This is a genomic window from Aliiglaciecola sp. SL4, assembly GCF_041538045.1.
Classification (GTDB): domain Bacteria; phylum Pseudomonadota; class Gammaproteobacteria; order Enterobacterales; family Alteromonadaceae; genus Aliiglaciecola.
The window spans coordinates 23,795-49,189 of the sequence record NZ_JBGOSE010000013.1; the positions used below are offsets into that span (position 1 = coordinate 23,795).

The 25,395-nt window shown below is 41.1% G+C and carries 23 protein-coding genes; 20 read left to right on the forward strand and 3 right to left on the reverse strand.

Features of this window, described 5'->3' with window-relative positions:
• Nucleotides 1–239 precede the first annotated feature (239 nt).
• The 13 genes from AB6T38_RS15985 (at nt 240) to AB6T38_RS16045 (ending at nt 10,343) form a co-directional block, all read left to right on the forward strand.
• Nucleotides 240–1,196: a calcium/sodium antiporter gene (locus AB6T38_RS15985; RefSeq protein ID WP_372548252.1), complete on the forward strand. Its 957-nt coding sequence runs from the start codon at nt 240–242 to the stop codon at nt 1,194–1,196.
• A 4-nt stretch (nt 1,197–1,200) separates the two neighbouring features.
• Nucleotides 1,201–2,181: a KpsF/GutQ family sugar-phosphate isomerase gene (locus AB6T38_RS15990; protein WP_372548253.1), complete on the forward strand. Its 981-nt coding sequence runs from the start codon at nt 1,201–1,203 to the stop codon at nt 2,179–2,181.
• On the forward strand, nt 2,181–2,735 hold the full coding sequence (kdsC, locus tag AB6T38_RS15995) for a 3-deoxy-manno-octulosonate-8-phosphatase KdsC (RefSeq protein WP_372548254.1): 555 nt from the start codon (nt 2,181–2,183) through the stop codon (nt 2,733–2,735). Before AB6T38_RS15990 ends, kdsC begins: the two co-directional genes overlap by 1 nt.
• Nucleotides 2,732–3,292, forward strand: coding sequence for an LPS export ABC transporter periplasmic protein LptC (gene lptC, locus AB6T38_RS16000; protein ID WP_372548255.1), 561 nt, complete (start codon nt 2,732–2,734; stop codon nt 3,290–3,292). The genes kdsC and lptC overlap by 4 nt, the downstream gene beginning before the upstream one ends.
• Nucleotides 3,279–3,851 carry a lipopolysaccharide transport periplasmic protein LptA gene (gene lptA / locus AB6T38_RS16005; protein ID WP_372548308.1) on the forward strand — a complete coding sequence of 191 codons (573 nt, stop codon included), beginning with the start codon at nt 3,279–3,281 and terminating at the stop codon, nt 3,849–3,851. Before lptC ends, lptA begins: the two co-directional genes overlap by 14 nt.
• Complete coding sequence (lptB, locus tag AB6T38_RS16010) at nt 3,851–4,576, forward strand: LPS export ABC transporter ATP-binding protein (protein ID WP_372548256.1); 726 nt, start codon at nt 3,851–3,853, stop codon at nt 4,574–4,576. Before lptA ends, lptB begins: the two co-directional genes overlap by 1 nt.
• Nucleotides 4,577–4,637: 61 nt before the next feature.
• Nucleotides 4,638–6,116: an RNA polymerase factor sigma-54 gene (locus AB6T38_RS16015; protein ID WP_372548257.1), complete on the forward strand. Its 1,479-nt coding sequence runs from the start codon at nt 4,638–4,640 to the stop codon at nt 6,114–6,116.
• Between the two features lie 27 nt (nt 6,117–6,143).
• Nucleotides 6,144–6,431: a ribosome hibernation promoting factor gene (hpf, locus tag AB6T38_RS16020; RefSeq protein WP_348491162.1), complete on the forward strand. Its 288-nt coding sequence runs from the start codon at nt 6,144–6,146 to the stop codon at nt 6,429–6,431.
• Nucleotides 6,432–6,449: 18 nt separating this feature from the next.
• A complete protein-coding gene (locus tag AB6T38_RS16025) occupies nt 6,450–6,896 on the forward strand; it encodes a PTS sugar transporter subunit IIA (RefSeq protein WP_372548258.1) in 447 nt (148 codons plus the stop codon).
• Complete coding sequence (gene rapZ / locus AB6T38_RS16030; RefSeq protein ID WP_372548259.1) at nt 6,893–7,738, forward strand: RNase adapter RapZ; 846 nt, start codon at nt 6,893–6,895, stop codon at nt 7,736–7,738. Before AB6T38_RS16025 ends, rapZ begins: the two co-directional genes overlap by 4 nt.
• On the forward strand, nt 7,735–8,010 hold the full coding sequence (locus tag AB6T38_RS16035) for an HPr family phosphocarrier protein (RefSeq protein WP_372548260.1): 276 nt from the start codon (nt 7,735–7,737) through the stop codon (nt 8,008–8,010). The genes rapZ and AB6T38_RS16035 overlap by 4 nt, the downstream gene beginning before the upstream one ends.
• Nucleotides 8,011–8,107: 97 nt before the next feature.
• Nucleotides 8,108–9,466, forward strand: coding sequence for a magnesium transporter (mgtE, locus tag AB6T38_RS16040; RefSeq protein ID WP_372548261.1), 1,359 nt, complete (start codon nt 8,108–8,110; stop codon nt 9,464–9,466).
• Between the two features lie 100 nt (nt 9,467–9,566).
• Nucleotides 9,567–10,343, forward strand: coding sequence for a DMT family transporter (locus tag AB6T38_RS16045; RefSeq protein WP_372548262.1), 777 nt, complete (start codon nt 9,567–9,569; stop codon nt 10,341–10,343).
• A 41-nt stretch (nt 10,344–10,384) separates the two neighbouring features.
• Here AB6T38_RS16045 and arcB read toward each other — a convergent pair whose 3' ends face one another.
• Nucleotides 10,385–12,730, reverse strand: a complete 2,346-nt coding sequence (arcB, locus tag AB6T38_RS16050) for an aerobic respiration two-component sensor histidine kinase ArcB (RefSeq protein WP_348491168.1) — start codon at nt 12,728–12,730, stop codon at nt 10,385–10,387.
• A gap of 773 nt (nt 12,731–13,503) precedes the next feature.
• Here arcB and gltB point away from each other — a divergent pair.
• Nucleotides 13,504–17,970, forward strand: a complete 4,467-nt coding sequence (gene gltB, locus AB6T38_RS16055) for a glutamate synthase large subunit (protein ID WP_372548263.1) — start codon at nt 13,504–13,506, stop codon at nt 17,968–17,970.
• A gap of 15 nt (nt 17,971–17,985) precedes the next feature.
• Nucleotides 17,986–19,401: an FAD-dependent oxidoreductase gene (locus AB6T38_RS16060; protein ID WP_372548264.1), complete on the forward strand. Its 1,416-nt coding sequence runs from the start codon at nt 17,986–17,988 to the stop codon at nt 19,399–19,401.
• Between the two features lie 123 nt (nt 19,402–19,524).
• On the opposite strand, the gene AB6T38_RS16065 is transcribed toward AB6T38_RS16060, so the two are convergent.
• Together AB6T38_RS16065 and AB6T38_RS16070 are read right to left on the reverse strand one after the other, a co-directional pair.
• Nucleotides 19,525–20,160, reverse strand: coding sequence for a DsbA family oxidoreductase (locus tag AB6T38_RS16065; RefSeq protein WP_372548309.1), 636 nt, complete (start codon nt 20,158–20,160; stop codon nt 19,525–19,527).
• 41 nt (nt 20,161–20,201) lie between these two features.
• Complete coding sequence (locus AB6T38_RS16070; RefSeq protein WP_372548266.1) at nt 20,202–20,738, reverse strand: DUF2937 family protein; 537 nt, start codon at nt 20,736–20,738, stop codon at nt 20,202–20,204.
• A gap of 106 nt (nt 20,739–20,844) precedes the next feature.
• Here AB6T38_RS16070 and AB6T38_RS16075 point away from each other — a divergent pair, with 106 nt between their 5' ends.
• The 5 genes from AB6T38_RS16075 to ahcY all read left to right on the forward strand — a co-directional run bounded on the left by AB6T38_RS16075 (nt 20,845) and on the right by ahcY (nt 25,378).
• A complete protein-coding gene (locus AB6T38_RS16075; protein WP_372548267.1) occupies nt 20,845–21,231 on the forward strand; it encodes a hypothetical protein in 387 nt (128 codons plus the stop codon).
• Nucleotides 21,232–21,399: 168 nt separating this feature from the next.
• Nucleotides 21,400–21,993 carry a DUF2726 domain-containing protein gene (locus AB6T38_RS16080; RefSeq protein ID WP_372548268.1) on the forward strand — a complete coding sequence of 198 codons (594 nt, stop codon included), beginning with the start codon at nt 21,400–21,402 and terminating at the stop codon, nt 21,991–21,993.
• Between the two features lie 169 nt (nt 21,994–22,162).
• A complete protein-coding gene (locus AB6T38_RS16085) occupies nt 22,163–22,870 on the forward strand; it encodes a 5'-methylthioadenosine/adenosylhomocysteine nucleosidase (protein WP_372548269.1) in 708 nt (235 codons plus the stop codon).
• Nucleotides 22,871–22,874: 4 nt separating this feature from the next.
• Nucleotides 22,875–23,834: a cobalamin biosynthesis protein gene (locus AB6T38_RS16090; RefSeq protein WP_372548270.1), complete on the forward strand. Its 960-nt coding sequence runs from the start codon at nt 22,875–22,877 to the stop codon at nt 23,832–23,834.
• A 152-nt stretch (nt 23,835–23,986) separates the two neighbouring features.
• Complete coding sequence (gene ahcY / locus AB6T38_RS16095) at nt 23,987–25,378, forward strand: adenosylhomocysteinase (RefSeq protein ID WP_372548272.1); 1,392 nt, start codon at nt 23,987–23,989, stop codon at nt 25,376–25,378.
• Nucleotides 25,379–25,395 lie beyond the last annotated feature (17 nt).

Below are 25,395 nucleotides of genomic sequence, written 5' to 3' on the forward strand. Positions count from 1 at the left end.
TATAATGATTCAGTTGCTATATAATATGAATGACATATTCTACCTTGATTTTACTCAATGGGTCACAACATCTATTGGTAGAAATACCTTATTAAACAAAGTAAAACACAAAGTAATAGCCCGTTTGGATAAGTAATAGGCGACATTTTCTCACGGCGTTCATTATTATTGTAAAGACATTAGGAATTACATATGTATTTTGCGATAATCATATCATTGTTTTTTAAAGAAATAGTCAAGTGATATTAGAATTCATTATTTTTATAGCGGGTTTGGCAGCATTAAGTTGGAGTGCTGACAAATTTGTATACGGTGCATCAGCACTCGCCACCAATATTGGCGTTTCCCCCATGGTAATTGGCTTAACCATAGTCGCAATGGGGTCATCTGCGCCAGAAATTGTTGTTTCCGCCACTGCATCACTCAGTAACAACCCAGATACAGCAGTAGGAAATGCCATTGGTTCTAATATTACCAATATCGCGTTAGTGCTAGGAATTACTGCAATTTTAAAACCTTTAATGGTTTCCAGTAGCACCATCAGACGCGAACTTCCTGTTTTACTTGCAGTGACCTTGTTGGCGGTTTACTTTTTGGCTGATGGTCATTTGAGTGTTATCGAAGGTGTAATCTTAATCGTTTTGTTTTTTCTAACCATTGGTGGCTTAACATGGATATCGTTAAACGCAGAGAAAAGCGACCCGTTGCATTTGGAAACCGCAGATGAAATCCCCCATGGCGTCCCCCCTTCGAAAGCGGTGTTTTGGGTTATCTTAGGTCTTATTTTCCTCCCTCTTAGTGCCCACTTTATGGTTGATTCAGCCGTTCACATTGCAAGGTACATGGGAATGAGTGAACTATTGATTGGCTTAACAATCATCGCATTGGGAACTAGCTTACCGGAATTGGCAGCCTGTGTTGCCGGGGTTTTGAAAGGTGAGGATGACCTAGTATTAGGTAACATTATCGGCTCTAATATCTTCAATATTCTTGCCGTCTTAGCGATGCCAGGACTGATAGCACCAGGAATAATAGACGGTAATGTCGCTAGTCGAGACATGTATGCCATGTTAATCGTCACTGCGTTACTGATATTATTTAGCTTTAATATTCGAGGCAAAAGGCAAATCAACCGATGGGAAGGTACAACCTTCGTCCTATGTTACCTCGCCTACTCTGTCTTTTTATTTATATAAATAAATGGAATTAACTATGTCTACAGATTATCTCGCATCCGCACTTAAAGTATTAGAAATTGAGTCCCAAGCTATTTTGCAATTGCAGCAATACATTGATGGTAGCTTTGAGCGAAGCTGTCAAATCATTCAAAAGTGCAAAGGTAAAGTAGTTGTATCTGGCATGGGGAAATCAGGCCATATAGGTCATAAGATTGCGGCTACGTTAGCCAGTACAGGTACTCCCGCTTTTTTCATGCACCCTGGTGAGGCCAATCATGGTGATTTAGGCATGATAAGCCCCCAAGATATACTTCTGGCTATCTCTAACTCTGGGGAAACTGCCGAACTACTTAATTTAATCCCAGTGGTGAAACGTTTAAATGTCCCTATTGTTTCGATGACCAATAGCACGACGAGTTCACTGGGAAAGCACTCTGATGAAGTATTGTGTATTAAAGTAGAACAAGAGGCATGTTCTTTAGGCTTGGCCCCAACAGCCAGTACCACGGCGACCTTGGCAATGGGTGATGCGTTGGCAGTGGCCTTGCTGAATGCTAGTGGATTTACTTCTGCTGATTTTGCTTTATCCCACCCAGGTGGAAGCTTAGGGCGTAGATTATTATTAACAGTTGCAGATATCATGCATACTGGTGATGAGTTACCCTTAGTGACGTCCGATCAAACAGTGCGTAATGCATTGTTTGAGATATCGCGAAAAGGACTTGGTATGACAGGTATTACTGACGAAGCAGGAAAGTTAGTCGGCATTTTCACAGATGGCGATTTACGCCGTATCCTTGATGACCGGATTGATATCCACGAAACCCCGGTTGCCGAAGTTATGACCGCAAATAGTAAGACAGGTCGACCAGAAATGTTAGCAGTTGAAGGTTTAAATTTAATGGAGAAATACAGTATCAATTCAATGTTTGCAGTAGATAATGAAAATAAGCCAGTTGGCGCGTTAAATATGCACATGCTGCTTAAAGCTGGAGTAGTATAGTGGCGATTATTGAAACTCTCTATGGGCCAGTTAATAATCATTTCATTAGTAAACTTAGCAAAATTAAGTTACTCGTTTGTGATGTAGACGGCATATTCTCTGACGGCAGCATCTATATGGGAAACGATGGCGAAGAATTAAAAGCGTTTCATACTCTCGATGGTTATGGTGTGAAGTCAATGTTAGAAATTGGTATTGACGTGGCTATTGTCACAGGTCGCAAATCAGCCATCGTAGAAAATAGAATGTCGGCATTGGGTGTATCATTGATTATCCAAGGCGAAGAAGACAAAAAAACTGCGGTTCAAAAACTCAGAACCGGCTTAAATTTAAAAAAAGAAAATATCGCGTCTATGGGTGATGATATGCCTGATGTGGGCATGTTCGAACACAGTAGCGTATCTATTAGTGTTCCAAATGGCCACCCGTACGTAAAATCAGTTGCTGAATATATTACGCGAACAACGGGTGGGGCTGGCGCAGTACGAGAAGTATGCGACCTCATATTGTTCGCTAATAATAAATTAAATCGTATTTACGGTAGCAGCGTATGAATCGAATCACCCTAAGCATTGGCATTTTGTTTGTGCTAATCTTAATGATATATGTGCCAGGGTGGATAAGTTCAGATACGGAACAAACCAATGCACCTAGTGAAGATTCTTGGCAGCCCAATTATCAAGCGAGGAATATGCGCAGTACTCTTTATAATGAAAATGGCGAAGTGAACCACGAGGTTTTCGCCCTTAAAATGGAACATTATCAAATTCTAGGTTTCACCTTGTTTAGCCACCCCAAATACACCATCTATGTATCCGATGAACAAAATCCTTGGCATGTTGAAGCTGAAGAGGGCACACTTTATGAGGACAATCGCATTCAATTAGAAACTGACGTAGAGATTAGAAGCTTAGATGATTCGGGATTTGTGCAAACAATTAAAACACAATTTTTAGAAATTAATTTGGTAGACAAAACAATGATGTCAGATGAACCGGTTGAGATTAACGGAAAAGATTTTATTGTTAAAAGTAATGGCTTTGTAGCAAATTTAACTACGCAGGAATATGAACTTAAAAATCATGTGCAAACTCAATATGCGCCTCGTTAGCGCTTTAATCATCAGCTTAGTGTTTAGCGCTGCTGTTAGCGCCGGTGAAAACGACTTTAATTTACCTATCAAAGTTGACTCTAAGTCAAACTTCTTTGATGGCAAAACCAAAACTTCAATTTTTAGAAAAGACGTTAAAATTACCCAAGGCTCCCTTGAAATTTTAGCCGATGAGGTTGAAGTCATAGCCGGCTTAGGTGAAGGTAAAGAAGTATTTATTGCCCGAGGTAAACCGGCAAAGTATAGCCAAACCCTTGATGACGGAAGTAAGATCAGCGCTGCGGCTAATGAAATAAAATACGAAGTATCCAATCGAACTTTAACATTAAATGGCTCAGCTGAATTGAATCAGGATAGCAGCCTTGTTAAAGGTGAATCCATCCAATTCAATATGGAATTGGAACAATTAATAGCTGAAAGCAACAGTAATGCAGAGGGCGGAGTGACCGCTATTTTTCAACCTGAGAGTATCCGTAAACGTCAGGAAGAAGATGCAGAAGAAAAATCGAATGATTTAGAACAGCAAGGCACTGACAAGCTGCAGGATGAGCAACCTTAATGGCAACGTTAAAAGCGATTAACCTAGCTAAATCATACAAATCTCGACAAGTAGTACGAGATGTTAGTTTAGAAGTGTCTACAGGGCAGATTGTTGGATTGTTAGGCCCCAATGGTGCAGGCAAAACAACGACTTTTTATATGATTGTAGGGCTTGTTCCTTTAGATAAGGGCGATATTTATATTGACCAAACAGCACTAACTTTACAGCCTATGCACATTCGAGCTAGAAAAGGAATTGGGTATCTTCCTCAAGAATCGTCTATATTTCGTAAACTAACTGTTTATCAAAATATCATGGCAATTTTACAAACCCGAAAAGAATTGAGCTCAGACCAACGAGAAGAACAAGCAGATGCATTGCTTGACGAGTTTAATATAAATCATATCCGTAATAGCCTAGGCATGAGTTTATCTGGAGGAGAACGCAGAAGAGTCGAAATAGCACGGGCCCTGGCCGCCGCACCCGAATTTATTTTATTAGATGAACCTTTTGCAGGTGTGGATCCAATTTCTGTAAATGATATAAAAAAAATAATTCAACACCTGCGCGATAGAGGTATTGGAGTATTAATAACTGACCATAATGTACGTGAAACCCTAGACGTGTGTGAAAAAGCGTATATTGTAAGTCATGGTGAATTGATCGCTTCTGGAACTGCAGAAGAAGTTTTAAATAATCAACAAGTCAGAGATGTATACCTTGGCGAGCAATTCAAGCTATAGTACAGGTATGTTGTTTTTAACCAAAGCTTTGTGGCTAAACAAGTAAGAATATAAAAACTAAATGAAACCCTCGTTACAATTAAAATTCAGCCAGCAACTAACAATGACGCCTCAATTGCAACAGGCTATCCGTCTATTGCAGTTGTCAACGCTGGATTTACAACAGGAAATACAAGAAGCTTTAGAATCCAACCCGCTTTTAGAAGTAGAGGATGGTTCGGACATCCCCACAGGAGATTCCGCATTAGCAGATAGTAATGATAAATTTTCGGAAGAAACCGTATCCGCAAGTTCTGACTCAATGGATACAAACGAGGCATTAGAAAAAGCAGATATTCCGGACGAATTACCCATAGATAGCACTTGGGATGAATATATCAGTGCATCTTCAGCACCCGCATCAATTAGTGGTGGCAGCGGTGGTGATGATGATCAAATTTTCCAAGGTGAAACCAGCGAAAATATACAAGATCATTTGTTATGGCAAATGCGCTTAACCCCCTTTTCCGAAGTAGATACCGCTATAGCCATTGCCATTATCGACTCAATCGATGAATCTGGATATTTAACCATTAGCACTGAAGAAGTACTCGCTAGTCTCGACCACGAAGAGGTTGAACTTGATGAAGTTGAATGTGTTCTAAAACGCATTCAAATGTTCGATCCTATAGGTTCTGGTTCTCGAAATCCTCAAGAGTGTTTAATGGTACAAATGAATCAATTTGCCCCAGGTACACCTTGGCTAAATGAAGCTAAATTATTAATTAGTGAATATGCAGACCTTTTAGGTAGCAAAGATTACCGAACGTTAATGCGCAAAACTCGTTTAAAAGAAGACGATTTACGCGAAGCAATGCGTTTGTTGCAAACATTAAATCCTCGTCCTGGCAGCGCGCTGATAATTGGTGAATCCGAATACGTGATTCCTGATGTTTCTGTAATGAAAAAAAATGGCCGTTGGCAAGTAGAGTTAAACCCCGACAGTTTGCCTAAACTAAATGTTAATCAGCAGTATGCAGCGATGAGCCGCAATGCTAAAAACACCAGCGACAGTCAGTTCATACGTTCACATATGCAAGAAGCCAAGTGGTTTATTAAAAGCCTCGAAAGCCGAAACGACACATTGCTCAAAGTAGCCAACTGTATTGTTCAGCAACAAGTCGGATTTTTCGAACATGGTCCGGAAATGATGAAACCAATGGTGTTAAATGATGTCGCAGAAATGGTGGATATGCATGAATCAACTATTTCCCGTGTCACTACACAAAAATATATGCATACACCAAGAGGAATTTACGAACTGAAGTACTTTTTCTCCAGCCATGTTGCCACAGACTCTGGCGGAGAGTGCTCTTCAACGGCAATTCGCGCACTAATTAAAAAACTTGTCGCTGCAGAGCTTCCAACTAAGCCACTTAGCGATAGTAAGATTGCTGATCTACTGGCTGACCAAGGTATACAGGTTGCCCGTAGAACAATAGCAAAATACCGGGAGTCTTTATCGATCCCACCGTCTAACCAACGCAAGAGCCTGCTGTAGGCTCGTTAACAGAAGGAATACGCTAATATGCAAATTAACCTTACTGGCCATCATGTAGAAATTACAGATTCATTGCGAGATTATGTAGACACTAAATTTACGAAGTTAGAAAGGCATTTTGATCACATCAACAATGTCCATGTCATTCTCAATGTCGAAAAGCTTAATCAAAAAGCTGAAGCGACAGTTCATCTTAGCGGAGGCGAAGTTTTTGCAACCTCAGAACATAACGATATGTACGCAGCCATTGACGGATTAATAGATAAGCTTGATCGACAGGTGATCAAGCACAAGGAAAAGATTAAACGTCATTAACATATATTAGATTATTTAATGGAAATTAAAGACATCCTTTCCTCTGACTGCACAAGTTGTGCAGTCCAGGGGACAAGCAAAAAACGAATCCTTGAAACTATCAGCCTATTAGCGGCAGAAAAGATTGACGGTATTGACCAAACTACGATTTTGAATAGTTTAGTCAGTCGCGAAAAAATGGGTAGTACAGGAATCGGCAATGGTATTGCGCTGCCCCACGGCAGATTAGCTGGGTTAAAAGACGTAGTCGCAATATTAATTACCAGTGATCCTTCCATCAATTTTGACGCAGTCGATAATTGTCCTGTAGATATATTTTTCGCTATTTTAGTACCAGAAGATAAAGCCGCCGGACACCTACAAACCTTGGCCACTATAGCAACAAAGTTAAGTGACAAAGAGGTTCTTAAACGCATTCGCTGTGCTGAAGATAACGGACAGTTATACGAGGCAATTGTTTCATGAAGCTGATTATTATAAGTGGTCGCTCCGGTTCAGGAAAATCAATTGCACTGCGCTCTTTAGAAGATTTAGGCTATTATTGTGTTGATAATATCCCTGTTAACCTTCTGCCTACCCTTACTCATACAGTTATGGATGAGTATGACCAAGTTGCGGTAAGTATTGACGTAAGAAACCTTCCCAAAGTATCTGGTGAATTGGTGGAAATCCTCGATTACCTGCCTGCAAACTGGGATATGACTATTGTTTATTTAGATGCCAGTGATGACATACTAATTAAGCGTTTCAGCGAAACCCGTCGCTTACACCCGTTATCACGTCAAAACAAATCGCTTTCCGATGCCATTCAAGCTGAAGGTCAACTTTTAGCTCCTATAGCAGAACGTGCTGACTTATATTTAGATACTGACAAGCTTTCGGTTCATCAATTAGCTGAGTTAGTTCGTGAACGCATTCTAGGAAAGAAAAGCTCAAGACTGGTTTTAGTATTTGAATCTTTTGGATTTAAATATGGCATACCTAAAGATGCCGACTATGTTTTTGATGCGCGATTTTTACCTAACCCTCATTGGGAACCGGACTTAAAACACCTAAGTGGATTAGACTCACCAGTTGAAATATTTTTAGGTTCACAACCCATAGTGACTAAATTTATTTGGCAAATCCAAAACCTCATATCAACTTGGCTTCCCCACCTAGAAAGAAATAACCGAAGTTACGTCACAGTTGCAATTGGCTGTACCGGTGGACAACATCGTTCAGTTTATGTTGCTGAGTCATTAGCAAAAACATTCTCAGCCTCTCACCCAGATGTGCAAATTAGACACCGAGAATTAAACAGATGAATCGCTTTGAAAAGCAAATAGTTATAGTTAATAAACTTGGCTTACATGCACGAGCAGCGACGGAATTAGTTAAAGTTGCCAATCAATTTGATGCTATAGTTACTTTAGTTCAAGGGGAAAAAACGGCATCGGCTAATAGTGTATTGGGTTTAATGATGTTAGAAAGCTCTCAAGGGAAAGAAGTCAACGTAATAAGCGAGGGAACCGACGCTGAGCAAGCACTTGCAGCTATCGAAAAGCTTATTGTAGAAAAGTTTCACGAGAACGAATAGCTCACTTTCATTCAAGTTGAGTAAATAATTGCTGACCTGCCGCTCTTAACCCTCTAAACTATTCATATTAGTAGTTTTTTCATCGAGCTGTATTTTCATGGCTGAAGCATTAGAGGTTAAACACGCCCAACGTCAACTGAAGGTTATCAATCAAGCCTTGGCCAGTGGCCGCTTTATGCATGTCCGAAAAACCATTCACGATATGCCTGCATGTGATATCGCCCTACTTCTCGAGTCATCTCCAAGTAAATCAAGAACCGAACTTTGGGAAATGTTAGACGCCGATTTCTATGGCGACGTGCTAGAAGAATTGTCGGAAGATGTACGTAACGGCATTATTGGCCAAATGCTTCCCGACAAGGTGGTAGATGCCTTGGAAGATATGGAGATTGATAACTTAGCAGAAACCTTAAGTAGTCTGCCGCAATCAGTATCAAAAGACGTACTAAAATCCATGGATGAGCAGGACCGTCAGCGAGCAGAAAAGGCCCTATCTTACGGCGAAGACACTGCCGGTTTCATCATGAATACCGATACCATCACCCTACGTTCTGACGTCAATATTGATGTTATTTTACGTTATTTAAGACTTAAAGGTGAAATCCCAGAAAGCACGGACACCTTTTATGTAGTCAGTCGCAATGACACTTTAATAGGCACGGTGCCCGTCACTAAACTCATTACTGCACTGCCCGACTCCAGTATCGAAGATATTATGGATGAGGAAGCTGAAGCTATTCCTGTTGATATGCCAGAGACGGATGTAGCCAAATTATTTGAACGCTATAACTGGTTATCAGCACCTGTAGTGGATTCAAATCGACAGTTATTAGGACGGATCACCATAGACGATGTGGTAGATATTATTCGTGAAGACGCCGAACACTCGATGATGAGTATGGCGGGCCTAGATGATGAAGAAGATACCTTTGCACCAGTACTCCAAAGTACCAAACGTCGATCTGTATGGCTCACTGTTAATCTGGTTACAGCACTACTTGCTGCGGCGGTAAGTGATCTCTTTGAAGCCACTCTAAGCCAAATGGCAGTGTTAGCTATCTTAAATACCATTGTTCCTAGTATGGGTGGTGTCGCAGGCAATCAAACCTTAACACTGGTTATACGGGGTATGGCCCTAGGTCATGTTAGTACGGATAACTCTAGATGGTTAATCAGTAAAGAGTTAGCCATCGGCTTTTTAAATGGTGCTATCTGGGCAATCTTAATTGCTTCTGTCATTGCCATTTGGAAACAAGACTGGATGTTAGGCGGAGTTATTGCTTTTGCAATGATGATTAACATGGTTGCTGCTGGGTTAGCTGGGGCAACGTTACCACTGGTGATGAAAAAGTTAAAAATCGACCCAGCTCTAGCTGGCAGTGTGATTTTAACCACAATCACTGACGTAGTAGGTATTTTTGCCTTTTTAGGCACCGCTACCTTAATGCTTGTTTAGTTTAGGATGTAAAACCATTAACTCTCCTGTTCAACTCGTTTTTTATATAGGTATTGCTTTACTTGCTTTCGCGGGGAATTCAATTCTATGTCGCTTAGCCTTGGCTGACTCAAGTATTGATGCGACGTCTTTCACCCTTATCCGGTTAATGTCCGGCGCGGTGATGCTCTGTTTTATTTTGCTATTAAAGGGAAATATAAAACAACTCAAAACCAAAGGCAGCTGGCCTGCTAGCTTGGCGCTTTTCATCTATGCAGCTGGATTTTCCTACGCTTATATTGAGTTAGACACTGGTGTAGGTGCGTTAATACTATTTGCCTGTGTACAAATTACCATGCTAATCATCAGTTGGTATTATGGCGCACGTCTAACCTTAATTGAATCATTGGGTGTGTTGGTTGCATTTGCTGGCTTTATTTATCTTGTATCGCCTGGAGTCGACTCACCTTCAATAATGGGGGTCACCTTAATGGCCGGTGCCGGCATAGCTTGGGGATGTTATTCAATTATTGGTAGCCGTTCCACGACCCCTTTAATTGACACCAGTTCAAATTTCTTAAGGGCTTCACTTATTTGTTTACTGCTGGCACCTATGTTGTTTATAGATACAATTCAGTTAGAAGTTATGGGCGTTGTGTACGCCTTAGCATCAGGTATGCTTACGTCTGGTGTCGGATACGCCATTTGGTATAAAGTACTTCCACACATTCGTTCGAGCGTTGCCGCGGTATTACAGCTCAGCGTGCCCGCGATAGCGGCGATAGGAGGTTTACTGTTATTAGATGAGCTGCTTACCTTAAAAATGTTAATGTCCAGCGGTGCAATACTGGGGGGGATTGGTTTGGTTATTTACGGTAAACAACGAGAGGCAAAATAATCCCTACTTTACAGCGGGGAATAGATAATTAATCGGTCGGATTAATCATCTATATTTTTCGAGTTAAGCCAATCATTTAGTTTCGCTGTATCCTGCTTTTCAGCCATTTCTAGTTCTTCTACCCAATCATGGACGTTCTCCCACCAAGTAGGATGATCACCTTGTTGGATACGATTAGCGATTTTTTGCACTCGAGCTAAGCCCACTGAACCGGCTGCACCTTTAATTTTATGTGCCTGAGAACACACTTCTTCTTTATCATTTGCACTCAAGTTAATATTCAATATTTCCATGTAGTCAGGCATGTTTTCCTGAAACACACCAACACTAGTGCGCACCATTTCATGGCCAATGGTATCAACCAGCATTTCGAGTAAATCCAAGTCTAAAATGGACTCTAGTTCACTTGGTTTAGCTTCTTCTACTGAAAACTGCGGGATATCTTTTTGATCTACAAACAAGTTATTAAATACTTCAATTACCCGACTCTTTTTAATCGGTTTAGCGATAACATCATCCATGCCGTTATTTAAATATTCTTGTCGAGTTTTAATGACGTTAGCGGTTAGTGCCACTATAGGAGTCTGCTCTACCAGCCCTTCCTCATGTAATACCGAAGCAACATTAAACCCTGTCATATCGGGTAGTTGAATATCTAGCAATATTAAATCGTATTGCGTCTCGCGGGCCATTTTTAGCGCTTCTTGCCCAGTCATAGCCACTTCTACAGTTTGCCCAAGCTTTTCTAGTAATGCCTTAGCGACCATCACATTAAGCTCAATATCTTCGACTAGAAGTATCTTCAAACCATGTACTAGAAGTTCTTGTAATTGCAGTGGTTTGTTATTAATTGTAAGGGGCAGTTCTACGGTAAAACAGGTGCCCTCTCCAACCACACTATTCACCTTGATCTCGCCTTTCATTAAGGTGACCATTTCTTTACATATAGCCAAGCCAATACCGGTGCCTGTGGCAGATTGATGATCCGGATGATTCACTTGATAATACATGGCGAAGATCTTATCTAATTCGGTCTTAGGAATACCGACACCGGTATCCTTAATAGTAAACTTAACGGAGCTGATACCCGGTTTTTCTTCAGTTGCCTCAACGGTTAAATTAACCTTACCTTTTTGAGTGAATTTCACTGCATTGAACAGCAAATTCCATAATACCTGACGTAGCCGGGTGCCATCGGCTTCAACTTGAAACGGCAGGGGCTCAATAATTTGGGTTTCAAAACGCAAACCTTTATCCGCCGCGAGTAGTTGAATAATGCTGCCTAATTCATTAGTAAACTCTTTCAAAGAAACAGTTTTAAGGGACAACTCCAACCTATCACGATCAAGTTTGTCTAGGTCAACAATGTCGTTAAAGATATTGCCTAATGTGATACCACTAGCATAAATGGTACTTACCCAAGCATATTGTTCGTCAGATAAATTGGTGTCTCGCAACATCCGACTGAGTCCAACAATTCCGTTCAAAGGCGTTCGTAACTCGTGGCTTATAGTTGCAATGAAAGCGGTTTTATCTTTGTTCGCTTTAGTCACCACATTTTCAGCTTGTTTACGTTCGGTAATATCGCGACCAAAAGCGAGTAGACCCAAACGCGTTCCTTTTTTATCGTAAAAAGGCACCTTTCGCATTTCATAATAACGGCGGCGACCATCAGCAAATCGCAACCACACTTCTTCGGTAATACTTGCATTGGTCTCTAATACTTCATGGTCACTAGCGACAACTTGTCTAGCAAGATCTTCATCATATACTTGATGAGGCGTTAAGCCGATCAGCTCTTCTTCTGTTTTTCCAGTCATTTGCTCTGCAACTCGATTACAGCCGGCAAATTGTCCTTCTTCATTACGGTAATAGATTAAATCCGGAGAGGCATCTATTATCGAACGAAGTAATGTTGACAAACGCTTAGCTTGAGATTCTTGTTCAGATTTTTTACTTATCTCCCGCTCCAGATCGTGAAAAACAATCTCTCGTTCTAATTGTGCATTTTTTCGTTGTTCGATTTCGTAATTAAGTTTTTGTACACTTAACTGCAGTTCATGATTGCGCAACACGTCTTCTTCACGCATTAATTCAAGTTGATGGACGGCTTCTGACAAACTATCCCTTGATTGCTCCAATTGTTTTACTAGCTTTATGAAAATAATGAGCACCCAGGGCGCACTCAACATGGTCAAAATAATCGCGCTAATAAAATCTTCAATCTCTACTTCACCACTCATAATCATACGAATCACATAGGAACCACAAATAGTGAAAGCCAAGGTGAGCAAGACAAAAAATATGCTTATTTTGAGTGTACCGAAACGGATTACAAATCGAGCGACGCCGATTGCCCAAGATTCAATTGGAGCTTTTGAATGCATTTTTGATATCTCTGAATGAGTAGAAAACTAATGCTATCAAGAAACACTACCTTAGGTGAATGTTTCAATTAAATTAATGTTAAATTAACGGAATTTGTTTTCATAACCGACTAAAAAGAACAAAAACTAAACGCCTTTTAACTTAGCCTAAGTATAATTAATGTTCTTAGCTCAAAATTCACAAGAATAAAATTTGGGCTAAGTCACTTTATTGAAGCAATCAATTGAATAATTATACGACTCAGCATAAAACGGTTTGCAAAGGCTATTTAATTAATAACCGAATCAATTAGATATAAATTATTCTTAGCTAGTTCTTTACAGTTATGCAGTTTAACTAAATAATTATGCTGTTAGAAAGGACCAACAAAATAGATTGTTACAACAGCAATTAAATAATAAACGTTTTATTAACAAATCTTTATCTAATTTCAGGCTTTTTGGAATGATTTATTTGCTTAAAATAAATTTTTTAACTATTTGATTTAATTCCACTTTATTACCATTAATTGCTAAACATTAAAAAAATTAAATGATTCGCTTGTTGTGCACATTGATTTCTACCTTTAATGTCGGTATTTTGTCAGGCTGCTCGGCTAAAAATTCATAAAAATTCGATAACCGGCTGGTACCCTCAAACAAACGACAAGAAAACAACATATAACCGGCACAAGCAAAACTGACCACAGAAGTCAGGCTCAGTGCAGCTAAATTCCAACGTTTAAGTTGGCATGTACAACCTTTCTCAGCCAAAGGTTGAAGGAGTTACGTTAATGAGTTTGTATAACCCAAATGATTCAAAAGACAACTGTGGTTTTGGATTAATCGCGCACACCGAAGGTGACGCTAGTCATAGACTGGTAACTACCGCAATTGAAGGCCTCGATCGCATGCAGCATCGTGGTGGTATCGCTGCGGATGGTAAAACCGGAGACGGCTGTGGGCTGCTATTGCAAAAACCAGATGAGTTTTTCAATCTGATAGCAGCTGAAAATGGTTGGAAATTAGGTAAAAAGTACGGCGTAGGAATGATATTCCTAAATCAAGATGCTGAGAAAGCGCAGATTGCTCGTCAAACCATTGAAGAAGAATTATCAAAAGAAACCCTAGCAGTGGTTGGATGGCGCGAAGTGCCAGTTGACCATTCGGTTTTAGGTGACCTTGCAGCCCAAGGTGTGCCACAAATTGAACAAGTATTCGTTAATGCACCTCCAGGCTGGCGTAAAAGAGATTTGGAACGCCGCCTATTTATGGTTAGAAGACGAGTAGAAAAAAGACTAGCAGACGACGAAGATTTTTATATCGCCTGTTTGTCTGCTTTAGTGATGATATATAAAGGTTTGGTAATGCCTAAAGATTTGCCAAATTTTTATTTGGATCTTGCCGACGAGCGCTTGAAGTCGGCTATCTGTGTATTCCATCAACGCTTTTCAACGAATACTTTGCCTAAGTGGCCTTTGGCGCAACCATTCAGATTTTTAGCCCATAACGGTGAAATTAATACCATTCGTGGTAATAGAGACTGGGCACAAGCGCGTTCGCAAAAATTTATCACGCCTTTGTTACCTGATCTGCAAGATGCAGCACCTTTTGTTAATACCGAAGGTTCAGATTCATCTTCTTTAGACAATATGTTGGAGTTATTTTTGGCCGGCGGCATGGATTTGTTTAGAGCTATGCGCTTACTTGTGCCACCAGCATATCAAAACAACAGCACCATGGACGACGACCTACGTGCCTTCTACGAGTTTAACTCCATGCATATGGAGCCTTGGGACGGACCTGCGGGTATCGTAATGACCAATGGTCGCCATGTTGCTTGTAACCTCGACAGAAACGGTCTTCGCCCAGCTCGTTATGTATTAACTAAAGATGGTTTCATTACCCTAGCATCAGAAATCGGTATTTGGGATTACAAGCCTGAAGACGTGGTTGAAAAAGGTCGTGTCGGACCAGGAGAAATGCTGGCAGTTGATACCTACACAGGTAAGATTTGGCGCTCCAATGAAATTGATGAAGAGCTCAAAACTCGCCATCCTTATAAAGAGTGGATTGATCAACATATCAAACACCTTAAGCCCATCGAAGAGTGTGATGCCAGTCAAATAGGCAAGCGTGCTTTTGATGACAACATGATGGGCACTTATCATAAACTGTTTAATTACAGCTATGAAGAAAATCAGCAAATCATTAAAGTGCTTGCCAATGATGGACAAGAAGCGGTGGGATCAATGGGTGATGATACACCTATGGCCGTGATGTCATCTAAGCAACGTACAGTATATGACTATTTCCGTCAGCAATTTGCTCAAGTAACGAATCCACCAATAGATTCTTTGCGTGAAAATCATGTTATGTCGTTGGCGACTTGTGTAGGTCGTGAACAGAATGTCTTTAGCGAAACTTCAGGTTATGCAAATCGGGTGTTATTCAACTCTCCGGTATTAATGTATACCGACCTGAAACAATTGCGTGAATATGATTCTGAATACTATTATTCAGAAGTTATCGATTTGAACTATCCTCCAGAAGAAGGACTCAAAAAGGCCATAGAGCGTATTTGTAATGAAGTAGAGTATGTTGTAAAACAGAAACGCGCTGCGTTTGTAATACTCTCAGATCGCAATATCAAACAAAACAGATTGCCGATTCCAGCAGCAATGGCTGTTGGTGCTGTACAACGTCGTTTAATCGAAAAGTCTCTGCGCTGTGACGCCAACATAATTGTTGAAACTGCGTCCGCCCGTGATCCTCATCACTTTGCTGTGTTGATTGGTTTAGGTGCAACTGCGATTTATCCATTTTTAGCCTACGAAACCATTGAACAAATGGTCGATGAAGGTGAAATTGAGCTCACTGCCATGCAAGCCACTTTAAATTACCGTAAGGGAATTAATAAAGGCCTGTATAAAATCATGTCGAAAATGGGTATCAGTACCATCGCCAGTTATCGTAGTTCAAAATTGTTTGAAGCTATTGGTATCAACAAAGAGGTGACTGAGCTTTGCTTCAAAGGAATTCCAAGTCGTATTCAGGGCACCGGTTTTGAAGACTTCGAACAAGATCAAATAAACTTGAATCGAATAGCTTGGTTGAAACGTAAGCCAATGTCTCATGGCGGCCTATTAAAGTACGTACATGGTGGCGAGTATCATGCTTATAACCCAGATGTTGTTACTACTTTGCAGGTGGCGGTTAAATCCGGACGCTATGAAGATTACCAAGCTTATTCTGCGCTAGTAAATGGACGCTCGCCATCACATTTCCGTGATTTGCTAGCCTTAAATCCAGATACTGACCCTATTGAAATTGATGCAGTAGAACCAGCGGAAAAATTATTTCCTCGTTTCGACACCGCGGCTATGTCAATCGGGGCACTAAGTCCAGAGGCCCATGAAGCACTAGCTATTGCCATGAACCGATTAGGTGGACAATCTAACTCTGGTGAAGGTGGTGAAGATCCAGCGCGCTTCAATACAGAGAAAAACTCGAAAATCAAACAAGTGGCATCAGGACGCTTTGGGGTAACACCGCATTATTTGGTTAACGCCAATGTTATTCAGATTAAAGTTGCTCAAGGTGCTAAGCCTGGAGAGGGTGGTCAATTACCTGGTGACAAAGTGAATAATTACATAGCTGAACTGAGATTCTCAGTGCCAGGTGTTACATTGATTTCACCACCTCCTCATCACGATATCTATTCTATCGAAGATTTAGCACAGCTTATTTTTGACTTAAAACAAGTTAATCCTAAAGCGCTTATCTCAGTGAAACTGGTTTCCGAGCCAGGGGTTGGAACTATTGCAACTGGTGTGGCTAAAGCCTACGCCGATTTAATCACCGTATCGGGTTACGACGGTGGTACAGGTGCAAGTCCGCTAACGTCAGTAAAATACGCAGGTAGCCCGTTTGAGCTTGGTCTTGCAGAAACTCAGCAAGCATTAGTAGAGAATGGCTTACGTCATAAAGTACGTGTGCAAACTGATGGTGGTCTTAAAACCGGATTAGATGTGGTCAAAGCAGGTATATTAGGTGCTGAAAGTTTCGGTTTCGGAACCGGCCCTATGGTCGCTTTAGGCTGTAAATATCTACGTATTTGTCACCTGAATAACTGTGCAACAGGTGTTGCAACTCAGGATGAAAAATTACGGGACAACTACTTTATTGGTTTGCCTGAAATGGTGATGAATTACTTTAAGTTTATCGCTCAAGAAGTACGTGAAATTATGGCATCTTTAGGAGTGGCTAAATTTGAAGATTTAGTAGGTCGCACTGAGCTGTTAAAAGTGATTGATGGTCTTACTGCTCGCCAAAGAAAGCTAGATTTAAGTCCATTGTTAGTGAAACCAAAAGAAGGCTCACATACTAAACTATTTTGTTCAGAAGACGCCAACGCGCCACTGGATGAAGGTTTATTAAACAAACAAATTTTAGCAGCATCACAAGCGGCAATCAGCAAGTTGTCTGGCGCGAATTTGTCCTTCCCTATTCGTAATACGGACCGTTCTGTTGGTGCTCTTGTCTCTGGCGAAATAGCTAAGCAGCATGGTAACCAAGGCATGCAAGATGACCCTATTAAAGTGCATCTTACTGGTACCGCAGGTCAAAGCTTCGGCGTTTGGAATGCCGGTGGTTTAGAACTTACCCTTTGTGGTGATGCGAATGATTATGTTGGTAAAGGCATGACTGGTGGCAAATTAGTTATTTTCCCACCGCGTAACATTACCTTTAACCCACATGTCAGCACCATTATGGGGAATACTTGCTTGTACGGCGCAACAGGCGGCAAGTTGTTTGCTGCAGGTAAAGCCGGTGAGCGTTTTGGCGTACGTAACTCAGGTGCCATCGCTGTAATCGAAGGCGCAGGGGACAACGGTTGTGAATATATGACCGGCGGTATTATAGCGATTCTAGGTAGTGTGGGCGTGAACTTTGGCGCAGGCATGACCGGTGGTTTCGCTTATTTGTACGATGAATTCGACGATATCGAACACCGTGTAAATGGTGAATTAGTCGATATCATGTCAATTGAAGAGAAGGGCATCCTGTCTGAGCATTTACGTGGTTTGATTAACCAACACTACGAAGAAACGGGTAGCGAGCATGCGCTTATGTTATTAACTAATTTTGCACAACAATTGCAAAAATTCAGATTAGTAAAACCTAAGACTAGCGACGTGAAAAATTTGCTTGGCCACATCAGTCGGTCAACTGCAGAATTACGTGTTCAGGCTCAGTAGAGGTAGGGTTAAAAAATGGCTAAAAATGTATACCAATTTGTAGATGTAGAAAGAATTGATCCTCCGAAAAAGCCCATTATTATGCGCAAAGAGGAGTTTGGTGAAATCTATCAACCACTTTCTCAATCTCAAACTGAAGGACAAGCAGATCGTTGTTTGGACTGCGGTAACCCTTATTGTGAGTGGAAATGTCCAGTTCATAACTATATTCCCCAGTGGCTAAAACTAGCCAATGAAGGAAAAATTTTAGAAGCAGCAGAACTGTCACATCAAACCAACAGTTTGCCTGAAGTTTGTGGTCGCGTATGTCCCCAAGACAGACTCTGTGAAGGTGCTTGTACACTAAATGACGATTTTGGCGCAGTAACTATTGGTAGTATTGAAAAATATATCACCGACACTGCGTTCAAAATGGGTTGGCGTCCTGATATGTCAGGTGTCTTTAAAACTGACAAGAAAGTCGCCATTGTTGGTGCAGGTCCAGCAGGTCTTGCCTGTGCAGATGTTCTTGTGCGTAACGGTATCACGCCGGTTGTTTACGACAAATATGAAGAAATTGGAGGACTGTTAACCTTCGGTATCCCTTCATTTAAATTGGAAAAAGACGTAATTAAATTGCGTCGTGAAATATTCACCAACATGGGTGTTGAATTCGTTTTAAACACTGAAATTGGTAAAGATATTGAATTCCAACAGTTGATGGACGATTACGATGCAGTATTCCTTGGTATGGGAACCTACAACTCCATGAAAGGTGGATTTGAGAATGAAGGTGTAGAGGGTGTACATGAAGCCCTTCCCTTCCTCATTGCCAATATTAATCGTGTCATGGGTATCGAAAAACAAGTCTCTGACTTTATCGATATGAAAGGCAAAAAAGTGGTAGTTTTAGGTGGTGGTGATACCACCATGGACTGTGTACGTACTTCTATTCGTCAAGGGGCCAGTTCAGTAACTTGTGCCTATCGCCGTGACGAAGAAAGTATGCCAGGCTCTCGCCGCGAAGTGGTGAATGCGAAGGAAGAAGGCGTACAATTTCAATTTAACTTGCAACCACTGGATATCGCAGTAGACGAATCAGGCAAAGCCTGTGGCGTCAAGTTAGTAAAAACTGAAATGGGTGAACCTGATGCACAAGGGCGCAGACGTCCGGTTGTGGTTGAAGGCTCAGAGCATGTGTTAGAAGCCGACGCGGTTATTATTGCTTTTGGTTTCCAACCTAGTCCAGCCAATTGGTTCGCTGACTATGGCATCATTTTGGATGAAAAAGGTCGAGTTCGTGCGCCAGCACAAGGTCGATTCCCATTCCAAACCTCTAATCCGAAAATATTCTCGGGTGGAGATATGGTGCGTGGTTCAGACTTAGTGGTCACCGCGATTGACGAAGGCCGTAAAGCTGCCGACGGTATCATGGATTATCTAGGTGTGTAATTAGTTCTAATTAACAGCTAAATAAACCAAAATAAAAAAGGGCCGAAAGGCCCTTTTTTATTTGTTTAGTTCGGTGACGCCTTTTAGGCCAACTATCAACAAAAGGTTACAGCTCCCTTGATGTTAAACTTCCTTAGCAATTTGTTTAAGGGCTTGCTCAAAAATCTCTACGGGTTGACCTCCACTAATGAGATGTTTGTTGTTTACAATAACGGCTGGAACCGAGCTTATACCCGCTTGTTGGTAGTGAGCTTGGGCTTTACGTACATCTTGTTCAAATATGTCACTATTTAAAATTTCCGCCGCTTTTTCTCGGTCTAAACCAACCTGCGCAACCACCTCTAACAATTGTTGATGGTCACTTGGGTTACCTGATTGCTTGAAGTATAAATCAAACAGCGCTAGCTTTAACTCAGTCTGTTTGCCATATTCATGAGCCCAGTGCAGTAAGCGGTGGGCATCAAAGGTATTGAATATTCGTCCCCCTCCCCGATTGCCAAACTCGTAGCCCACATCTAAGCCTCGTTGTTTAATGGCTTCTCGATTTTGCTCTGCTTGCTCCTGACTAATGCCATATTTTTGAGTTATATGTTCGCCTATCTCTTGCCCTTCGGCTGGCATCTGAGGATTAAGTTCAAAAGGTTGCCAGTCAATATTAACCGTTATTTCTCCAGCCAAATTTTCAATGGCTTTGGAAAGTGATTTATACCCGATAATGCACCAAGGGCACGATACATCGGAAACTATGTCGATTTGCATGTTTTTCAATTTATAATCCTTATTAAATAACTGGGTATCACTTAACTATGGCTATGCCTATGGCCCCGGAGTTTACTCATGCACTTACGGCAAGTAAAAGCAGTAGTATCAATACTCAGCAGTAATATCACCGCAAAACCTATCCCCCACAAGATAGCAAAGGGGCTCAAAGGTACTGTAAAGTTAAATGCATGGAAGGCCTCTAACCTAAGTTGTTCGTTTGCATTGTGAATCAAGTGCCAAGCTTGATGTATGGGATGTTGAGACATCGCCAAATGCTCTGCTTGTAACAATTCAACGCGTTGGTAAATTGCGTCAATACTAATTGCATCTTGTTTAAACACAGGGTCATTACTTTGCTTATAATGAGCAATGAGTTTGTCTATATTGCCATTAAAATACCTATCTGCTGTCACTTGAAACCCCGAAAGGTTGTGTTTAGCCTCGACGAGATGAGCATCAACCCGCTGTTGGTATTGTTGCATATAACCTGGAGCTTGCACGCCGAGCAGCACGCCACTGGCGAATAAAAAGAGTCGCAGATAATCCGCTAATTGTCTTAGTAACCATCTGAACATACTGACTTACTCAATTACATACGTTAAAAAAAGTCGATCGTCTTGCTCCCAACCCCGCCAACTTCTATAGTGTGACAAGACATATATTTACGACAGGTAAAAAGCAGTGAAGTTTAGTTTAACCGCAAAAAGGCTCCCATTTGTTGCAGTTTTATCTGCCATGACTGTATTTTCGATGAAAATTCATGCTCAAAATGATGTTACAGCACAAATGACATCACAAGCATGCCCCCAGGAATTTTATTCATTACCGCTATTTCCAGATCCGAAAATGTGTCAAGTTTTCGCGCCTGAACTGCCTGCTAGCCTGACTTATCATGCCTCTACAGACCAACAAAGTGCATTAGGTTTTTATACCGAAAAATTGGGACAAGCAGATCATGTTAAAACACTAAAAGGTCGGATTATGATGCAATATGATGACGCTAAAAAAATCATCATACTTTCTAAAGATGGAGCGGGAACACAAGTCGATGTGTTGGTGAAGTCCTAGTTACCTTCACTGCTAGATAACTAGCCTCCTTCTAAGTTTTCATTTTCAAATGTACGATAGTGCAATTACCTTGTGGCACTGTCTTTGCTATTTCATATTAAAGTTTACAAATTTGACAATTAATTGATTAAACCGTCAATTTTTTGTCTCTTTTATGAGGAACCCTGTATGGAACTAGCCATTATTTTAATGATGATGTTAATCATAGTAGCAATAGCCGCGCTTAAGTTGAGTGACAATGGTTTATCATTCCCATTTAAACGCAAAGCATCTTTGTTGACCCAAACTGAATTGACATTTTTAGATTTAATCGAAAATGCTATGGGCCAGCGTTACCGCGTCCTGTGTAGAACAAGATTGTCTGAAATCGTTGCTCTGCGTCAAAATACTGACAAACGAGCAGCCAAACATGCCTTTTTAAAAGCCTCTAGTCGTCAGCTGGATTTTGTGTTGTGTAATAAGTCCGACATGAGCCCAGTAATGGCAATAGATTTAGTACACAATGGCGGCAAAGATGGCTATAAAACCCAGCGAGATTGGTACGTTAGCAGTGCATTGGATGCAGCTCGTATCCCACACCTACGTATGAAAGTAAAATCAGGGTACACTAAAGCAGAAGTTAAAGAGTGTATCGACGCCAAGCTTGCGACAGTTCAACGTAAAACGCCGAAACCTTTAATGCCTGGAACTAACAATCCAGATAACCCTCGGGCAGATAAACCGAAAAGACCTGTTCGTTCAAACCGCCCTGTGGCAGCTTAAAGTTAAGGTTATTTATAGCTGTTGCTAGGTATGCCCTTTGGATAAAAAATCAACAAAGGGCGATTTTCAATCCACGAATTATTTTCTTTTCATATTATCTTGCCTCAACCCTCGCATTTTGAGTCGGTAAATATTAAAATCCGCGCAAATTCAACTAACTAAAAGTATCATGAAAATAGCAATTCTAGGCGCTATGGATCAAGAAGTAGCATTGCTAAAAGAAACTCTTGAAAACGTAGAAGTATCTGAGTACGCACACCTTAATTTTTATTCTGGACAGTTAAATGGCGTCGATGTTGTAGTTGTAAAATGCGGAATAGGCAAAGTTGCCGCATCCGTTGCCACAACTATACTAATAGACCGTTTCGCTCCTGACTTTGTTGTAAACACCGGCTCTGCAGGAGGATTTGATAAAGATCTCAGTATTGGCGACCTAGTAATAGGCACAAGTGTTCAACACCACGATGTAGACCTAACTCACTTTGGTTATGAACGTGGACAAACCTATGGTATGCCTGCCATCTTCCCATGTGAGCAACGTTTGATCGAAGCTGCAGAGCACGCCGCTAAAGACGTGGTTCATGTGAAAAGTAAACGGGGTTTAATCTGTACTGGTGATTCATTTATTGGTTGTGATGATGCTGCATCGCGTTTACGCGATCTATTTCCTGATATGCGAGCGGTAGAAATGGAAGGTGCCGCCATCGGCCAGACATGCTACATGCTAGATACGCCCTTTGTTGTAATTCGTTCCCTATCCGATATTGCCGGACAAACCTCGTCTGTTTCTTTTACATCATACATTGATCAAGCCGCCAAAAACTCTGCAGAGCTAGTGATGAGTATGATTGCAGAATTGGCTCTGCAGCAGAGCTAATCCTATGATGGCTATGTATGAAGCCCTTCAGCAATCCGGTTTTTTACCTTTATTGGTAATCATAACCGCCTTGCTATTAGAGTGGTTGATTCCGTGGCCAGAAAAAGCACATCCCTTGACTTTATTGCGGCTGATGGCGACCAACCTAGCTGCAAGAGTCAACCCGAAAGCCCCAAGAAGTCCTGCACAGCAGCGTATTTCTGGTAGTTTGGCTATCATCGTACTGTTGGCTCCAATACTGGTTATCATTTCGATACCATTATTTCTTGCAGAATATCCGCTTTTTTTTGACGCCGTGATGTTATTTGTGGCCATTCAGTTTCAACCCGTGCGGCGTCATTTCAAAGGGCTACAAAAGGCTTTAAAGTCAGAAAAAAAGCATTTGGCGAGACATCATTTAAATGAAATTGTGCTACGCGATACAAGCACCCTTTCACCCATGGGAATTGCAAAAGCTGCTATAGAATCATTAAACCAGCGATTTATATATCATCAAATAGCCGTCATATTTTGGTACTTATTAGGCGGAGGACTACTAGCCTTAATCATTCGTATATTATTTGAGTTAAATCAAATTTGGAATATGAAGCTCCCAAAAAACCGTCAGTTTGGCCTCCCTATCGCATTAGTGACTCAATTATTTTGTTTCCTACCCCAGCTCATCTTCACCTTGATCTTTTTAGTCTCGTCTAACCCAGCGGGGGTATGTAAAGGCGTTAAATCCGTTCCCCAAAAAGCAAACATCAATAGTTATATTAAAGCGGTTATTGGTGGTGGTTTGGGTCTGCAACTAGGTGGCCCAGCTATCTATCAAAGCATTAAAGTTCGCTCACCCCGGGTTGGCGCAAGTCGAGAAGTCCGTTACGCCGACTTACAACGAAGCTGGCAAGCAATGAACCAAAGCTTATTGATTTTGTTAACCGTCATTGGCTTAATCTTGGCTGTCATCTATAAATTAAATTAACTGCTCTTTTTACGAATTCCTTTCCTATAATGTTTACTAACACAATTAAACAGGCTGTAGTTTAATTTACCAGTTAATAATAAAAGCCTATACTTTAATAATTACATTATAAAAACGACTTACCTTTCACTTTAGTTAAATCGGAAGTTTATATGAATCAAGAAAATCATGTCATGGTTACCGGCGATTATAAAGTCGCAGATATTAATTTAGCGGCTTGGGGACGCAAAGAACTCGCCATTGCTGAAAGCGAAATGCCCGCATTGATGAAGATCCGCGAAAAATATCGAGCCTCTCAACCTTTAAAAGGCGCTAATATTCTCGGTTGCATACATATGACGATTCAAACCGGAGTACTCATAGAGACCTTAGTGGATTTAGGTGCCAATGTCCGTTGGTCTTCTTGCAATATTTTTTCTACTCAAGACCAAGCGGCAGCGGCGATTGTTGCTGCAGGAGTGCCGGTATACGCTTGGAAAGGTGAAACAGAAGAAGAATACGAGTGGTGTTTGGAGCAAACCATATTAAAAGATGGTTCACCTTGGAAAGCGAACATGGTTCTGGATGATGGCGGTGATTTAACCCAAATGCTCCACGATAAGTACCCTGAGGTGTTAAATAATGTTCACGGCATCACAGAAGAAACCACCACAGGGGTTCATCGCCTATTAGAAATGTTAGAAGCAGGTACCCTTAAAGTCCCTGCAATTAACGTGAATGATTCGGTCACTAAATCCAAAAATGACAATAAATATGGATGTCGGCATAGTCTAAATGATGCCATTAAGCGAGCAATAGACCATTTAATGGCGGGTAAAAAAGCACTGGTCATCGGCTATGGTGATGTAGGCAAAGGCTCTTCCCAGTCACTTCGGCAAGAGGGAATGATTGTGCGGGTAGCCGAAGTTGACCCAATATGTGCCATGCAAGCCTGTATGGATGGGTTTGAACTAGTTTCTCCTTATATTGACGGTAACAATAGCGGTAAAATTGAAGATATTGACACTTCGTTACTCAGTACCATCGATTTAGTCGTCACCACCACGGGTAATGTGAATGTATGTGACTCCAACATTCTACAATCGCTTAAATCCGGTGCTGTGGTTTGTAACATCGGGCATTTTGATAATGAAATCGATACAGCTTTTATGCGTAAAAATTGGCGTTGGGATGAAATTAAACCACAAGTTCATAAAGTCTTTAGAAGCGAAGATGAACAGGATCACCTGATTTTATTATCTGAGGGACGTTTGGTTAATTTAGGTAATGCCACCGGTCACCCTTCTCGGATCATGGATGGATCTTTTGCGAACCAAGTGTTAGCCCAAATTCTGTTGTTTGAACAAGGTTATGCAAACCTAAACGATAGCGAAAAAGCTCAACTATTACGGGTAGAGGTTCTGCCGAAACATCTTGATGAAGAAGTCGCCAGATATATGGTGGAAGGTTTTGGTGGGGTAATCACCAAATTAACCCAACAACAAGCAGATTACATCAATGTTCCCCCAAATGGCCCTTATAAAAACGATGCTTATCGCTATTAATCTAAACTTTAAGCACT